Genomic DNA, 13238 nt, shown 5'->3' on the forward strand with positions numbered 1-13238 from the left:
TGCGCGAACTTCCGGAACTCCGCAACACGGTGTTCGGAGAGTGAAGGGGCAACTGAATGCACATGGCGACTCCGATGGCCCGGCTCGACGTAGACCAAGCAGAGGCACGAATCGCCTGGGTGACCCAGGCGCGGTGCCGAGAAGTGGATCCCGACCAGTTGTTCGTTCGAGGCGCAGCCCAGCGCAAGGCTGCGGTCATCTGCCGGCACTGCCCGGTGATGCTGCAGTGCGGTGCGGATGCCCTCGACAATCGTGTCGAGTTCGGTGTGTGGGGAGGCATGACCGAACGACAGCGACGCGCACTGCTCAAGCAGCACCCCGAGGTCGAGTCCTGGGCCGACTTCTTCGAAGCGCAGCGTCAGCACCAGAACGCCGTATAGGTAGAGACCTCCCGGCACAGTCGACCATCTCGACGACCAGTGGACCCGCGGGTCAGACCTCGCGGGTCAGCTGGTCTCCGACGGCCCTCAGTGCCTCGAGATCGGACACCTCGAACGGCAGCGACGGCACCCCGACCAGCGGTACCCGGGGATGCGCAGCGGTGAACCTGCCCAGCAGGTGCAGTTCCCGTTTCGCGGTCACCGCCCGATGGGCGTGGATGCGCAGCACCGCCTCGGCGGGCTGACTGTCCTCGCGTTCCTCCTCGGCGAGAGCATCGGCCGCTGTCGACGCATGATCGGCAGACAGCGTCGACAGCGTCGGATGCGTCCGGTTGAGAACGAGCCCGGCCAGGGGCATCCCGTCCGTGCTCAGGCGTTCGACGAAGAACGACGCCTCACGCAGCGCGTCCGGTTCGGGCGCCGCCACGACGACGAAGTGCGTCCCGGGCTGCTGGAGCAGCTGATACGTGCGGTTCGCGCGTTCGCGGAATCCCCCGAACATCGAATCGAGGGACTGCACGAACGCCGACGCGTCGGACAGCATCTGGCTGCCCACGATCGTCGACACCGCCTTCAGCGCGAGCCCCATGGCGCCGGTCACCAGGCGGCCGATCCCACGGCCCGGCGCGGTGAACATCCGGATCATGCGGCCGTCGAGGAACGAACCCAGCCGCTGGGGCGCGTCCAGGAAGTCCAGCGCGTTCCGCGACGGCGGGGTGTCCACCACGATGAGGTCCCACGCGTCGCTCGCCGCGAGCTGACCCAGTTTCTCCATCGCCATGTACTCCTGCGTGCCGGAGAACGACGACGCCACCGTCTGATAGAACGGGTTGTCGAGAATCTGCTGGGCCTTCTCGGGCGTGGAATGCTCGAGCACCATGTCGTCGAAGGTGCGGCGCATGTTCAGCATCATCGCGTGCAGCTCACCCGACGCCTCCGCGCCCAGTTTCACCGGCTGCGGACTGTTGTCCAGGGCCTCCACTCCGAGCGCCTGCGCGAGCCGTCGGGCCGGGTCGATCGTCAGCACCACGACCTTCCGGCCGCGCTCGGCCGCCCGCAACGCGAGTGCCGCCGCGGTCGTCGTCTTGCCGACACCCCCGGAACCGCAGCACACGATGACCCGGGAGCTCGGGTCGGCGAGAATCCGCCCGATGTCCAGGACCGCGCCGGCGCGCGCGTGCGGGGCGCTCACCGGACACCCTGTTCGCCGAGGATCTCGGCGAGCTCGTAGAGCCCGCCGAGATCGACACCGTCGGCCAGCGCCGGGAGCGTCATCCGTGCCACCTTCACGTCGTCGAGTTGGGCGGCGCTGTCCTGCTGCGCCTTCAGGGTCGAAGCATGCTCGATCGTCTCGGTGAGCAGTCCCGCGAAGTCGGGCTCGGAGACCTTCAGCCCGACCCGGTCGAACGCGGCACGCACCGATTCGCTGTCGATGCGCCCTTTCGCGACGTCGTCGACGAGTTCACCGGGCAGGTACTCGGGCACCGTGCGGTTGACGATCACCGTGCCGAGCCGCAGGTCCGCGGCCTGCAGTTCCTCGACGGCGTCGGAGGTTTCCTGCACCGGCAGCGCCTCGAGCAGCGTCACCAGGTGCACGACGGTGTCGTCGGAATGCAGCAGCCGCACCACGCCTTCGCTCTGCGAGCGGATCGGGCCGGACTTCGCCAGATCGGCCATCGCCTTCGTCACGTCGAGGAAGCTGCCGATGCGGCCGGTCGGCGGAGAATCCACCACCACCGCGTCGTACACCCTGCCCCCGCGTGCGTCGGAACGCACCACGCACTCCTTGATCTTGCCGGTGAGGATGACGTCCCGCAGGCCCGGTGCCAGGGTCGTCGCGAATTCGACAGCACCGATCCGGCGCATCGCCCGTCCCGCGAAGCCCAGGTTGTAGAACATGTCGAGGTATTCGAGGAAGGCCGCTTCGATGTCGATGGCCAGGGCCATCACGACGCCGCCGCCGTCGGCGGTCGCGACCTTCGTCTCCACCGGGGGCAACGGTGGCACGTCGAACAGCTGGGCGATGCCCTGCCTGCCCTCCACCTCCACCAGCAGTACCTTGCGGCCCTCGGCCGCGAGAGCGAGCGCCAGGGCTGCCGCGACCGTCGACTTCCCGGTGCCGCCCTTGCCGGACACGAAGTGCAGCCGCGCATTCGCGGCCTTCGCCGGCCAGAGGCCGGGCTGTGCTGTCGGTGTTGCCACGAGGGTGAGCCTATAAGTGACCGACCCCTGAATGCGCCGGATAGGGTCAGAGCGCAGCTCTGACAGAGGAGAATCACATGAGCGAATTGACCACCTGGGAGTACGCGACCGTACCGCTGCTCACCCACGCGACGAAGCAGATCCTCGACACCTGGGGTGCCGACGGCTGGGAGCTGGTGACGGTGCTGCAGGGCCCGACCGGTGAGCAGCACGTCGCCTACCTGAAGCGACCGAAGGGCTGACACAGGTGACCGAACAGAACTGGACCTCCCGGCTCGCCGAACTCGGCATCGAGCTGCCCCCGGTCGCCGCGCCGGTCGCTGCCTACGTGCCTGCGGTGCGCACCGGCGACCACGTCTACACCTCGGGTCAGCTCCCGTTCGTCGACGGCAAACTCGAACTGACCGGCAAGGTCGGCGACGCCGTCACCGCGGAAGACGCGAAGGCCGCGGCCCGCATCGCCGCGCTGAACGCGCTGGCCGCGATCGACGCGCTCGTCGGACTCGACAACGTGGTCCGCATCGTGAAGGTCGTCGGGTTCGTCGCGTCCGCCGAGGGTTTCACCGGGCAGCCCGGCGTCGTCAACGGCGCGTCGGAGTTCCTCGGCGAGGTCTTCGGGGATGCCGGCGTGCACGCCCGTTCGGCGGTCGGTGTGGCGGAACTGCCGCTGGCCGCACCCGTCGAGGTCGAAGTGATCGCCGAGGTGCGCTGACCCCGAACGCTGACCGTAGAGTGGGGTGAATCGCACCGTCGTCACGAAAGAGGCCGAGCATGGCGCTGGTTCACCCCGCCTACGCGCAGTTGCGCCAGGTCACGCCGAATGCGGCCGTGATCCTGGCCGAGAATCCGTCGGTGATGTCCCTCGAGGGCACCAACACGTGGATTCTGCGGGCGCCGGGCAGCGACGAATGCGTCGTGGTGGACCCGGGTCCCCTCGACGAAGCCCACCTCGAGCGTATCGCGCAGGTTCCGGTCGCCTTGACCTTGATCAGCCACCGGCACATCGACCACACCGAGGGCGCGGCCCGGTTCGCGGAGCTGACCGGAAATCCGGTCTGCGCCGTCGACCCCACGCACCGGCACGGCGGTGGCCGCGGACTCGAGCACGGTGAGGTCATCGAGGCTGCAGGGCTGCGGATCCGTGTGCTCGCGACCCCCGGTCACACCGCGGACTCGCTGTCGTTCGTGCTCGAGGACGACCGCAGCGTCCTGACCGCCGACACCATCCTCGGTCGCGGCACCACGGTCCTCGACGACACCGACGGCGACCTCGGCGACTACCTCGGTTCGCTGCGGCGGCTGATCGACCTGGGATCCGGCTACACGATGCTGCCCGGCCACGGCCCCGACCACCCGGATCTCGAGCCGATCGCCCGCGCCTATCTCGCGCATCGCGAGGAGCGGCTCGAGCAGGTCCGTGCGGCGCTGCGCGTGCTCGGCGACGACGCGACACCGCGTAGCGTCGTCGAACACGTCTACGCCGATGTCGACCGGTCGTTGTGGGGCGCCGCCGAGAAATCCGTCAACGTGCAGCTCGAATACCTGCGCAGCTTCGCCTGAGCAGGCGGGTCCGGGAAATCCGGATCCCGGAAACGACGAAGGCCGGGCCGTCGACGACGACCCGGCCTTTCGCGACAGGTTCTAGCGAGCGCGGCGTGCGAGACGCTCGGAGTCCGAGATCAGCACGGACTTGCCCTCGAGGCGCAGCCAGCCGCGGTGCGCGAAGTCGGCGAGCGCCTTGTTCACGGTCTCGCGGGACGCGCCGACGAGCTGCGCGATCTCTTCCTGCGTGAGGTCGTGGGTGACGCGCAGGGCGCCGGCCTCCTGGGTGCCGAACCGCTGCGCGAGCTGCAGCAGGGCCTTGGCGACACGACCCGGAACGTCCGTGAAGATCAGGTCGGCGAGGTTGTTGTTGGTGCGGCGCAGGCGGCGGGCGAGCACGCGCAGCAGCTGCTCGGCGATCTCGGGGCGCTGATCGATCCACGCCTTGAGTGCCTCGCGGTCCATGCTCACGGCACGAACCTCGGTGACGGTGGTGGCGGTGGAGGTCCGCGGACCCGGGTCGAAGATCGACAGCTCACCGAACATGTCCGACGGGCCCATGATCGTGAGCAGGTTCTCGCGTCCGTCCGGCGAGCGGCGGCCGATCTTCACCTTGCCGGAGACGATGATGTACAGGCGGTCGCCGGGTTCACCTTCGTTGAAGATGACGTGTCCGCGGGGGAAGTCGACAGGCTGAAGCTCCTTGATCAGCGCCGCCACCGCGGAGGGCTCGACTCCTTGGAAGATGCCTGCTCTGGCCAGGACGTCGTCCACGTGCACTCCTTTTGGGAAATCTCATCGTCGTGTGCCGGTTTGCACGTCTACTGGCATCCCGGGCAGGTCACCTGCAAGGCGTACGTTTGCAAAGTCTACTGTGCTTGCATTACGCGCGAGTGACCGACACCACGAACAACTCGTCGTGTGTCGCTTCTGCGGTGTCCGATACTACCGGCCGGTCACGTCCTCAGCTTGCTCGTCGGGCGTCCGCGTCGAGCGGGGAATCCTCCACCACGTGTTCCACGCCGCTGTTCCGGCGGCGCCGGTGCAGGCGAGCGAGAGCGTGGGGGAAACCCTCCCTGGCCAGGGTCGCGACGTCCTCGTGTCCGGCCCGGCTGAGGAAGTCCTCGACCTCCTGCTCGCGGACCGACAGACGACTCAAGCGCGACTCGACCCGCTCCATGGCCAGTGCGAACAGCATCAGGAGCACCGGGAAGAGCACGACGGCAAGAGCTTGCATATCGGGAAGTAAACACGGGAAAGGTCTCAGAAGCGACACGGTCGCGGAGTGGTGTCCGTCCGTTTACGTACAGTGGTTCAGGTGCAAGCGACCCCGTCCGAGACCCCTGAGGCGAGGCGTTCTCGCGCGTCCGCACGTGCCCGCAAACCGGAATCGCGGCTTGCGCTGGTGCGGCGGGCGCGGCGCATGAATCGGCAGCTCGCGGAGGCTTTTCCCCACGTGTACTGCGAGCTGGACTTCACCACTCCGCTCGAGTTGGCGGTCGCGACGATCCTGTCGGCGCAGTGCACCGATGTGCGGGTCAACCAGGTCACCCCGGCGTTGTTCGCCCGTTACCCGGACGCCCGCGCCTACGCGGAGGCCGAGCGCACCGAACTCGAGGAGTACATCCGGTCCACGGGGTTCTACCGCAACAAGGCGAACTCGCTGATCGGGCTCGGCCAGGCCCTGCTCGAGCGGTTCGACGGCGAGGTCCCGGGCCGGCTGGAGGATCTGGTGACCCTGCCGGGCATCGGTCGCAAGACCGCCAACGTGATCCTCGGCAACGCGTTCGATGTGCCGGGTATCACCGTCGACACGCACTTCGCCCGCCTGGTGAGCCGCTGGAAGTGGACGGAGGAAACCGACCCGGTGAAGATCGAACACGCCGTCGGTGCCCTCATCGAACGCAAGGAATGGACCCTGCTCTCGCACCGCGTGATCTTCCACGGGCGCCGGGTGTGCCACGCCCGCAAACCCGCCTGCGGCGTGTGTGTGCTCGCCAAGGACTGCCCGTCCTACGGCATCGGCCCCACCGACCCGGCGACCGCCGCCGCGCTCGTGAAGGGTCCCGAGACGGAGCACCTGCTCGAACTGGCCGGGCGGTGACCTGGGCATGAGATCGACCAGTGCGGGGCGGTGGAGCCTCGCTGTCCTCGTCGTCGTCGTCGCCCTCATCGTGGCGATCTGGCCCCGCGATACCGAGACCCCGGATCCGGGCGGTTCCGGCATGCCGACCGGCACCGCCGCGCCCGTCGACCGGCGGGCCCAGGACGACGCGCAGGCGCTGGCACCGTTGCGGACCGAGGCGAATCTGCAGCCGTGCCCGGCACCGACCGGGGCCGAACCCGCCGGACCGCTCACGGGAATGACGTTCGAATGTGTCGGTGACGGCAGCGGCGTGGATCTGGCGGCCGCCCTGGCCGGTCGCCCTGCGATCCTCAACCTGTGGGCATGGTGGTGCGGACCGTGCGCCGAGGAACTGCCCGTGCTGCAGGAGTACGCGCGCCGCGCCGGCGACCGCGTCGCACTCGTCACCGTTCACACCGACCCCAACGAAGCCAACGCGCTGTCCCGGCTCGTCGAGTACGGGGTGCAGCTCCCCGGAGTGCAGGACGGCTCGGCGCGGGTGCAGGCCGCGGTCGCGGCACCGCCGGTGCTGCCGTTGACGGTGCTGGTCCGGCCCGACGGTTCGATCGCCAAGGTGCTTCCGCAGCCGTTCCGCAGCGTCGAGGAGATCGCCGCCGCCGTCGAGACCCACCTGGGGGTGAGCGCGTGACCCCGTACTGGCTGCGGCGCGTCGCCACCCTCGGCCCGGGCGACCCGCACGGCGTCAACCCGATTCTGGATCGGCGGCCGCCGCGCGGCATCGACGTCCGGCCCGCCGCCGTCCTCGTGCTGTTCGGTGGCTCTCCGGTCCCGGACCCGCTCGCGCGCGGCGGACTGCCCGCCGACGCCGACGTCCTGTTGACCCAGCGCGCGCCGACGCTGCGCCAGCACAGCGGTCAGGTCGCGTTCCCGGGTGGTGCCGCCGACCCCGACGACGACGGCCCGATCCGGACCGCCCTGCGCGAGGCGCAGGAGGAAACCGGGCTCGAACCGTCCGGGGTGCGCCCGCTGGCCGTGCTGCCGGAGATCTTCATCCCCCCGTCCGGGTTCGACGTCACCCCGGTGGTCGCGTACTGGGAACAGCCCAGCCCGATCGGTGTCGTCGATCCGGGTGAGGCGGCTCGCGTGGTCCGCGTCCCGCTGCGGGACCTGCTCGATCCGGACAATCGATTCCAGGTGCGGCACTCGCGCGGCTACCAGGGCCCGGCGTTCCAGGTCGACGGCATGCTGGTGTGGGGCTTCACCGCAGGTGTGCTCGCCGGTCTGTTCGCGGTGTCGGGCTGGGAAATCGAGTGGGATCACCGGGACGTGCGCGACTTCGACGTCGTGCTCGCCGAACTGGAGGCAGGAGTGGTCGAACCGTGACGCCATCCGGGTGGATCGACCTGATCATCGTGCTGGTGGTCGTGGTCGCGGTGTCGTCGGGACTGCGCCAGGGAGCGGTCGCGTCGGCACTCGCGTTCTTCGGGGTGGTGCTCGGCGCGGTCGCGGGAATCCTCATCGCCCCGCACGTGCTGGTGCACATCGACGAGGGCAACACGCGGTTGCTCGCCGGGGTCGCGCTCATCGTGGCGCTGGTCATCATCGGCGAGGTCGCGGGGATGGTGCTCGGCCGGGCAGCCCGCAGCGGCATGCACAGCCCTGTCGCGCGCGGTGTGGACAGTGTGGTGGGGGCGGTCCTGCAGGCCGGTGCGGTGCTCGTCGCCGCGTGGCTGCTCGCGATCCCGCTGACGGCAACCTCGCAAACCCAGTTGTCCGCCGCGGTTCGCGGTTCCACCGTCCTCGGCACGGTCGACGACGTGGCGCCGGACTGGATGCGCAGCATCCCCCGGGAGTTCTCGGCGTTGCTGGACACTTCGGGGCTGCCGGAGGTGATCGGGCCGTTCGGTCGCACCCCGATCACGGAGGTCGACCCGCCCGACGGGGCGCTGCTCGACAGCCCGGTTCCGCTCGCCCTGCACCCGAGTGTGCTGCGGATCAACGGCATCGCGCCGAGCTGCCAGAAGGCGCTCGAGGGGTCGGGGTTCGTGGTCGCGCCCGAACGGGTCATGACCAACGCGCACGTCGTCGCGGGAACGACGGCGGTGACGGTGGAGACCGAGGACGGGCCGCTCGAGGCCGAGGTCGTGCTGTTCGATCCTGCCGTGGACGTCGCGATCCTCGCGGTGCCCGGTCTGACCGCGGATCCGCTGGTCTTCGCCGAGGACCTCGCCGAGTCCGGCACCAGCGCGATCGTCCTCGGGTATCCCGGCGGTGGGCCGTACACGGCGAGCGCGGCGCGGGTGCGCGAGTCGCTGCAGCTGCAGGGTCCCGACATCTACCGCGCCGGAACCGTCGAGCGTGAGGTGTACACGGTCCGCGGTTCGATCCGGCAGGGCAACTCCGGCGGCCCCCTCGTCGACGAGCAGGGCCGGGTCCTCGGCGTCGTCTTCGGTGCCGCCATCGACGACACGGACACCGGTTTCGCGCTCACGGCCGAAGAGGTGAGCCGTCAGCTCGCGCTGGCCGGAGCATCGTTCACCGCGGTCGAGACCGGCGCCTGCATCGTCTGATTCCCGGAGACGATCCCCGCAGGGACCGATCTCTCCCCGCAGGGGCTGATCTCAGAGCGCGGTGACGAAGTCGAGCAGCATGCCGGTGACGACCTCGGGCTGCTCCTGGTGCGGGTAGTGGCCGGCGTCGTCCACGAACTTCAGGATGCGGCCGGGCGCGAACCGCGAGCAGCGGCGCACCGTGGAGGTCATGACGTAGGGATCCAGCGTGCCGTGCAGCTGCAGAATCGGCAGCGTCAGCGGAACGTCCACGGCCTTGATGAAGCGGCGTCCGTCGGGGCGCCACTGGCTGCGGAACGCCCAGCGCTGATATTCGAGGGTCGAGTGGGCGACCCCCGGGATACGGATCGCCGAGCGAAGTTTCTCCGCCACCTCCGCGAACTCCGGGGAGCTCTGCCAGGCGGGTCCCGAGCGGGCCCGCAGGAGGCGTTCGATCTCGGCGCCGTCGTCGCGGACGAGCAGCCGCTCGGGCCGCCACGGAATCTGGTAGTCCAGGAACGTCGGCAGCAGCGCCTTCCGCTGGGCCCGGTCGCGCAGGGTGGCGTCGCGCAGCGAGATCGGATGCGGCGAGTCGACGACGGAGATCGCCCGCACCGATCCCGGGTGCAGGATCGCGGTCGCCCAGCACACCAGGCCACCGTCGGCGTGACCGACGAGAACGGCATCGGTGTACCCGAGCGCCCGGATGAGACCGGCGATGTCCGCGGCCAGCGTCCAGCCGTCGTAACCGCGAGGTGGCTTGTCGGTGTCGCCGTAGCCGCGGAGGTCCACCGCGACGGCCCGGAAGCCGGCGTCGGCGAACGCGGTCAGCTGGTGCCGCCACGTCCACCACAGGTCGGCGAAGCCGTGCAGGAACACGACCAGCGGGGCGTCGGGATCGGTGGGACCGATCTCGGCGGCGTGCAGCCGGATTCCGTTCGCGTGGACATCACGATGCGTCCACGGCCCGGGATACCGGACCGTGGACGGATCGGGAAGAGACACTGCCTCGAGCACGGTTGCGGCTCAGCGTGCGTGCCGGGGACCGCCGGCGGGGGACGGCTCCTCGTGCAGCGGCAGGACGGACCGGGCCTGCTTGAGCGAGTCGATCGTCTTGTTCGGTGCGCGCACCTTGCGCACCCGCATGTAGCCGATCAGGGCGAAGATCGCCGTCACCAGCACCATGATCAGGAAGACGATGAGGAACGCCAGCCATCGCGCGACCCACACGTCGAGCAGTTCGGCGAGGAAGAAAAAGAAGAAGAACGAGCTGAAGATCAGCACCGCGAGCGCGAGGATGAAGAACAGGCTGCCCTGCAGGCCCTTCTTGACCTCTCCGGTGACCTCGGCCTTCGCGAGTTCGACCTCGGCGCGGAACAGCGTCGACACCTGCGCGGTCGCGTCACGGACCAGGTCTCCGATGCTGGCGTCCTTGGGAGTCGGGGCGGCGACTTCTGTCAGCGGGATGGACGAGATACTTGTCGGTGCGCCGTCGCTTGGCTTCCGATTCCCGTTCGTGACGCTCACTTGTCGACCCCTCCAATTGTCTCGTCCGGTTGACGGTGGGCTCGCCCACGCCGTAACAGTAGCGTCGAACCCAGCAGCGACGCGATCAATGATGTGACGAGAACCGCGGCCTTCGCGGTGTCCGCCTGATCTCCGTCCCCGAGCGAGAGTTCGGCGATGAGCAGGCTGACGGTGAATCCGATGGCTCCGAGGGTCGCCAGGGCGAACAGATCCTTCCAGTGCAGTCCGGTCGGGCGGGACGCGATCCCGAGCCGGATCGCGATCCACGACGTGCCGAAGATGCCGACGATCTTGCCGGCGAGCAGCCCCACCACGATCGACAGACCGACCGGCGTCGTGAACACCGCCCGGAGGGCTTCGGCGCCGAGCGGTACCCCGGAGGCGAACAGCGCGAATATCGGCACACACAGGCCGGCCGACCACGGCTGGATGCGATGTGACAATCGCTCGGCGGGCGCTGCGGATTCGCCCGGATCGGTGTGCACGCGGGTGAGCAACCCGAGCAGCACCCCGGCGATCGTCGCGTGGATCCCGGACTGGTGCACGGCGTACCAGGTCAGGAGGGCGAGCGGCACATACAGCAGGGGAGTGGTCACGCGCCGGTGCTGGGCGTACCAGTAGAGGACGGCACAGGCCGCGGTCGCGGCCAGCCAGAGCAGCGAGATCGACGACGTGAACAGGATCGCGATCAGCCCGATACCGATGAGGTCGTCGACCACGGCAAGGCTGAGCAGGAAAACCCTTGCGCTGGTGGGGATTCGGGATCCGGTCAACGCGAGCACACCCAGTGCGAAGGCGATGTCGGTGGCCACCGGGATCGCCCAGGCGCGTTCGAGGCCGGGGGTTCCCCAGCCGATCGTCGCGGCGATGACGGCCGGCAGGACGACGCCGCCGACCGCCGCGAGCACCGGCAGCAGGGCCTTCTTCCGATCGGCCAGTTCTCCGACGACGAGTTCGCGTTTGAGCTCGAGGCCGGCGATGAAGAAGAACACGGCGAGCAGGCCGTCCTGGGCCCAGGTGCCGACGGTGAGGTTCAGGTGGAGGGACGCGGGTCCGACGGTGAAGTCCCGCAACGCCTCGTAGGACGGCGACAGGGGCGAGTTCGCCCACGCGACCGCGAGGGCGGCGACGACGAGCAGGATCGAACCGCCGACGGTCTCGGTGCGGAGGTACCGGGTGAGTTCCCTGCTCCAGGATGCGGAATCGGACGTCTGTGACACGGGTCCCTCTCGTTCGGAAATCGGTACGGCTGTGACTCGCCGACCAGACTTCCCGGCACACCTCGGGCTGATCCTAGCGGTGACCGAGGTCTCGATCGCAACCGGCCAATTTGCTTCGCTAAGGAAATTAGGTGTTCAATTTCCTACTAAGTGGGATGAGCCTCCCACAATGTGACTAGTGGAGCGAGTTTTGTGAGCACTACCCTCGACGTGGACCGGCACGACGACGACAGGGTCGCGGGAGTACCCCGCAGGCGGATCGTCGTCGCGAGCCTGATCGGCACGTCCATCGAGTTCTACGACTTCTACATCTATGCGACCGCCGCGGTCTCCGTCTTCCCGCACCTGTTCTTCCCGAAGGGCAACGAGACGACCGCGCTGCTGGCCTCCCTCGCGACCTTCGGTATCGCGTTCGTGGCGCGCCCGATCGGCTCCGTGCTGTTCGGTCACTTCGGTGATCGCATCGGACGCAAGGCGACGCTGGTGGGTTCGCTGCTCACCATGGGCATCGCGACGTTCCTCATCGGCGTGTTGCCGACCTACCACCAGGTGGGTCTGCTCGCCCCCATGCTGCTTGCGCTGATGCGCTTCTGCCAGGGCATCGGCCTCGGCGGTGAATGGTCCGGCGCGGCACTGCTCGCGACCGAGACCGCGAAGCCCGGCAAGCGCGCGTGGGCCGCGATGTGGCCGCAGCTCGGTGCCCCGATCGGATTCGTCTTCGCCAACGGGCTGTTCCTGATCATGACGCTGCTGCTCGGCCACGACAATTCCGATCCGGATCTGTCCAGCGCGTTCCTCGAGTGGGGCTGGCGCGTGCCGTTCCTGCTCAGCGCCGTCATGGTGATCATCGGTCTCTACGTTCGCCTCAAGCTCGAGGAGACCCCGGTCTTCGCGAAGGCCGTCGCCGACGGCAAGAAGGTGAAGACCCCGCTCGTCGAGGTGTTCAAGAGCAGCTGGCGGCAGCTGATCATCGGCACCTTCGTGATGCTCGCGACCTACACGCTCTTCTACATCATGACCACGTGGGTGCTGAGCTTCGGCACCGGCAAGACACCCGCCCAGGGCGGCACCGGCGCAGGCTTCCGGTACTCGGACTTCCTGGTCCTGCAACTCGTGGCCGTGCTGTTCTTCGCCGCGGCGATCCCGGTCTCCGGCATCCTCGCCGACCGCTACGGGCGCCGGTCCACCCTGCTCGTCGTCACCGGCACGATGATGGTGTTCGGCCTGTGCTTCGGGCTGCTGCTGGACGGCGACGCCATGAGCTCCGCGCGCATGCTGTTCTTCCTGATCCTCGGAATGCTGCTGATGGGTTTCACGTTCGGCCCGCAGTCGGCGATCCTGCCGGAGTTGTTCCCCACCAACGTGCGCTACACAGGATCGGGCATCGCCTACAACGTGTCCAGCATTCTCGGCGCGGCGGTGGCCCCCTTCATCGCGACCTGGCTCGCCACGACGTACGGCGTCGGCTGGGTGGGTGTGTATCTGCTCGTCGCCGCGGTGCTGACGTTCGTCGCGTTGCTCGCGGTGCGCGAGACCAAGGACGCCTCCCTCGACGAGGTCTGATCGTCCATGCACTTTCGGCCCCCGGTCCGCGCGGACCGGGGGCCGAAAGTGCTTGTGGGGCTATCCGATCCGCTGCCCGCAGTTGGAACAGAAGTTCTCGGTGCCGCGGCGCTCGGTGCCGCAGGTCGGGCAGAACCGGGCGCCCTGCGCCGCCGGTGCGGGAGCCGCG

Annotated in this window: 17 protein-coding genes; 9 read left to right on the forward strand and 8 right to left on the reverse strand. The window is 68.8% G+C overall.

The features are described 5' to 3' along the window. Positions 1-56 precede the first annotated feature (56 nt). Complete coding sequence (locus ACN675_RS05925; RefSeq protein WP_068166357.1) at positions 57-380, forward strand: WhiB family transcriptional regulator; 324 nt, start codon at positions 57-59, stop codon at positions 378-380. Between the two features lie 52 nt (positions 381-432). On the opposite strand, the gene ACN675_RS05930 is transcribed toward ACN675_RS05925, so the two are convergent. Both ACN675_RS05930 and ACN675_RS05935 read right to left on the reverse strand, forming a co-directional pair. Further along, positions 433-1572, reverse strand: coding sequence for an ArsA family ATPase (locus ACN675_RS05930; RefSeq protein WP_420749977.1), 1140 nt, complete (start codon positions 1570-1572; stop codon positions 433-435). Further along, entirely contained in the window at positions 1569-2582 is a 1014-nt protein-coding gene (locus ACN675_RS05935) for an ArsA family ATPase (RefSeq protein ID WP_420749978.1), read from the reverse strand. Before ACN675_RS05935 ends, ACN675_RS05930 begins: the two co-directional genes overlap by 4 nt. Before the next feature lie 77 nt (positions 2583-2659). On the opposite strand from ACN675_RS05935, the gene ACN675_RS05940 reads away from it, so the two are divergent. From ACN675_RS05940 to ACN675_RS05950, 3 genes are read left to right on the forward strand one after another with little or no spacing between them, the layout of a single operon-like run. Beyond that, a complete protein-coding gene (locus ACN675_RS05940) occupies positions 2660-2824 on the forward strand; it encodes a DUF4177 domain-containing protein (protein ID WP_156665596.1) in 165 nt (54 codons plus the stop codon). Positions 2825-2829: 5 nt separating this feature from the next. Beyond that, positions 2830-3294: a RidA family protein gene (locus ACN675_RS05945; protein WP_420749979.1), complete on the forward strand. Its 465-nt coding sequence runs from the start codon at positions 2830-2832 to the stop codon at positions 3292-3294. A 59-nt stretch (positions 3295-3353) separates the two neighbouring features. Beyond that, positions 3354-4142 carry an MBL fold metallo-hydrolase gene (locus ACN675_RS05950; RefSeq protein WP_420749980.1) on the forward strand — a complete coding sequence of 263 codons (789 nt, stop codon included), beginning with the start codon at positions 3354-3356 and terminating at the stop codon, positions 4140-4142. A gap of 81 nt (positions 4143-4223) precedes the next feature. Here the strand turns inward: ACN675_RS05950 and ACN675_RS05955 are convergent, their stop codons facing one another. Next, a complete protein-coding gene (locus ACN675_RS05955) occupies positions 4224-4898 on the reverse strand; it encodes a Crp/Fnr family transcriptional regulator (RefSeq protein WP_197256865.1) in 675 nt (224 codons plus the stop codon). 190 nt (positions 4899-5088) lie between these two features. After that, a complete protein-coding gene (locus tag ACN675_RS05960) occupies positions 5089-5361 on the reverse strand; it encodes a hypothetical protein (protein WP_420749981.1) in 273 nt (90 codons plus the stop codon). A gap of 72 nt (positions 5362-5433) precedes the next feature. On the opposite strand from ACN675_RS05960, the gene nth reads away from it, so the two are divergent. Genes nth through ACN675_RS05980 form a run of 4 tightly spaced genes read left to right on the forward strand, consistent with a single transcriptional unit; the run spans position 5434 to position 8780 of the window. Further along, positions 5434-6228 carry an endonuclease III gene (nth, locus tag ACN675_RS05965; RefSeq protein ID WP_420749982.1) on the forward strand — a complete coding sequence of 265 codons (795 nt, stop codon included), beginning with the start codon at positions 5434-5436 and terminating at the stop codon, positions 6226-6228. Positions 6229-6235: 7 nt separating this feature from the next. Further along, positions 6236-6898: a TlpA family protein disulfide reductase gene (locus ACN675_RS05970; protein ID WP_420749983.1), complete on the forward strand. Its 663-nt coding sequence runs from the start codon at positions 6236-6238 to the stop codon at positions 6896-6898. Continuing rightward, complete coding sequence (locus tag ACN675_RS05975) at positions 6895-7593, forward strand: NUDIX hydrolase (RefSeq protein WP_420749984.1); 699 nt, start codon at positions 6895-6897, stop codon at positions 7591-7593. The genes ACN675_RS05970 and ACN675_RS05975 overlap by 4 nt, the downstream gene beginning before the upstream one ends. Beyond that, entirely contained in the window at positions 7590-8780 is a 1191-nt protein-coding gene (locus ACN675_RS05980) for a MarP family serine protease (protein WP_420749985.1), read from the forward strand. Before ACN675_RS05975 ends, ACN675_RS05980 begins: the two co-directional genes overlap by 4 nt. 51 nt (positions 8781-8831) lie before the next feature. On the opposite strand, the gene ACN675_RS05985 is transcribed toward ACN675_RS05980, so the two are convergent. From ACN675_RS05985 to nhaA, 3 genes are read right to left on the reverse strand one after another with little or no spacing between them, the layout of a single operon-like run. Next, on the reverse strand, positions 8832-9764 hold the full coding sequence (locus ACN675_RS05985; RefSeq protein ID WP_420749986.1) for an alpha/beta fold hydrolase: 933 nt from the start codon (positions 9762-9764) through the stop codon (positions 8832-8834). Between the two features lie 21 nt (positions 9765-9785). Further along, positions 9786-10286, reverse strand: a complete 501-nt coding sequence (locus tag ACN675_RS05990; protein ID WP_420749987.1) for a phage holin family protein — start codon at positions 10284-10286, stop codon at positions 9786-9788. Continuing rightward, the gene (gene nhaA, locus ACN675_RS05995) at positions 10283-11506 is read right to left on the reverse strand and encodes a Na+/H+ antiporter NhaA (protein ID WP_420749988.1); all 1224 of its coding nucleotides are present in this window, start codon (positions 11504-11506) and stop codon (positions 10283-10285) included. The genes ACN675_RS05990 and nhaA overlap by 4 nt, the downstream gene beginning before the upstream one ends. Positions 11507-11698: 192 nt before the next feature. Between nhaA and ACN675_RS06000 the strand changes: the two genes are divergently transcribed. Continuing rightward, positions 11699-13069, forward strand: a complete 1371-nt coding sequence (locus ACN675_RS06000) for an MFS transporter (RefSeq protein WP_420749989.1) — start codon at positions 11699-11701, stop codon at positions 13067-13069. Positions 13070-13129: 60 nt separating this feature from the next. Here ACN675_RS06000 and ACN675_RS06005 read toward each other — a convergent pair. Further along, on the reverse strand, positions 13130-13238 hold a 109-nt coding region (locus ACN675_RS06005), incomplete at its 5' end, for a zinc-ribbon domain-containing protein (RefSeq protein WP_420749994.1).

It is taken from the genome of Rhodococcus sp. O3 (assembly GCF_048897285.1).
Lineage (GTDB): Bacteria > Actinomycetota > Actinomycetes > Mycobacteriales > Mycobacteriaceae > Rhodococcus.

What these genes read in the sequence shown, in the direction of transcription:
- ACN675_RS05925 (WP_068166357.1), top strand. Translation starts at nt 57, where the DNA reads ATGCACATGGCGACTCCGATGGCCCGGCTCGACGTAGACCAAGCAGAG.
- ACN675_RS05940 (WP_156665596.1), top strand. Translation starts at nt 2,660, where the DNA reads ATGAGCGAATTGACCACCTGGGAGTACGCGACCGTACCGCTGCTCACC.
- ACN675_RS05950 (WP_420749980.1), top strand. Translation starts at nt 3,354, where the DNA reads ATGGCGCTGGTTCACCCCGCCTACGCGCAGTTGCGCCAGGTCACGCCG.
- ACN675_RS05960 (WP_420749981.1), bottom strand. Translation starts at nt 5,361, where the DNA reads ATGCAAGCTCTTGCCGTCGTGCTCTTCCCGGTGCTCCTGATGCTGTTC.
- ACN675_RS05970 (WP_420749983.1), top strand. Translation starts at nt 6,236, where the DNA reads ATGAGATCGACCAGTGCGGGGCGGTGGAGCCTCGCTGTCCTCGTCGTC.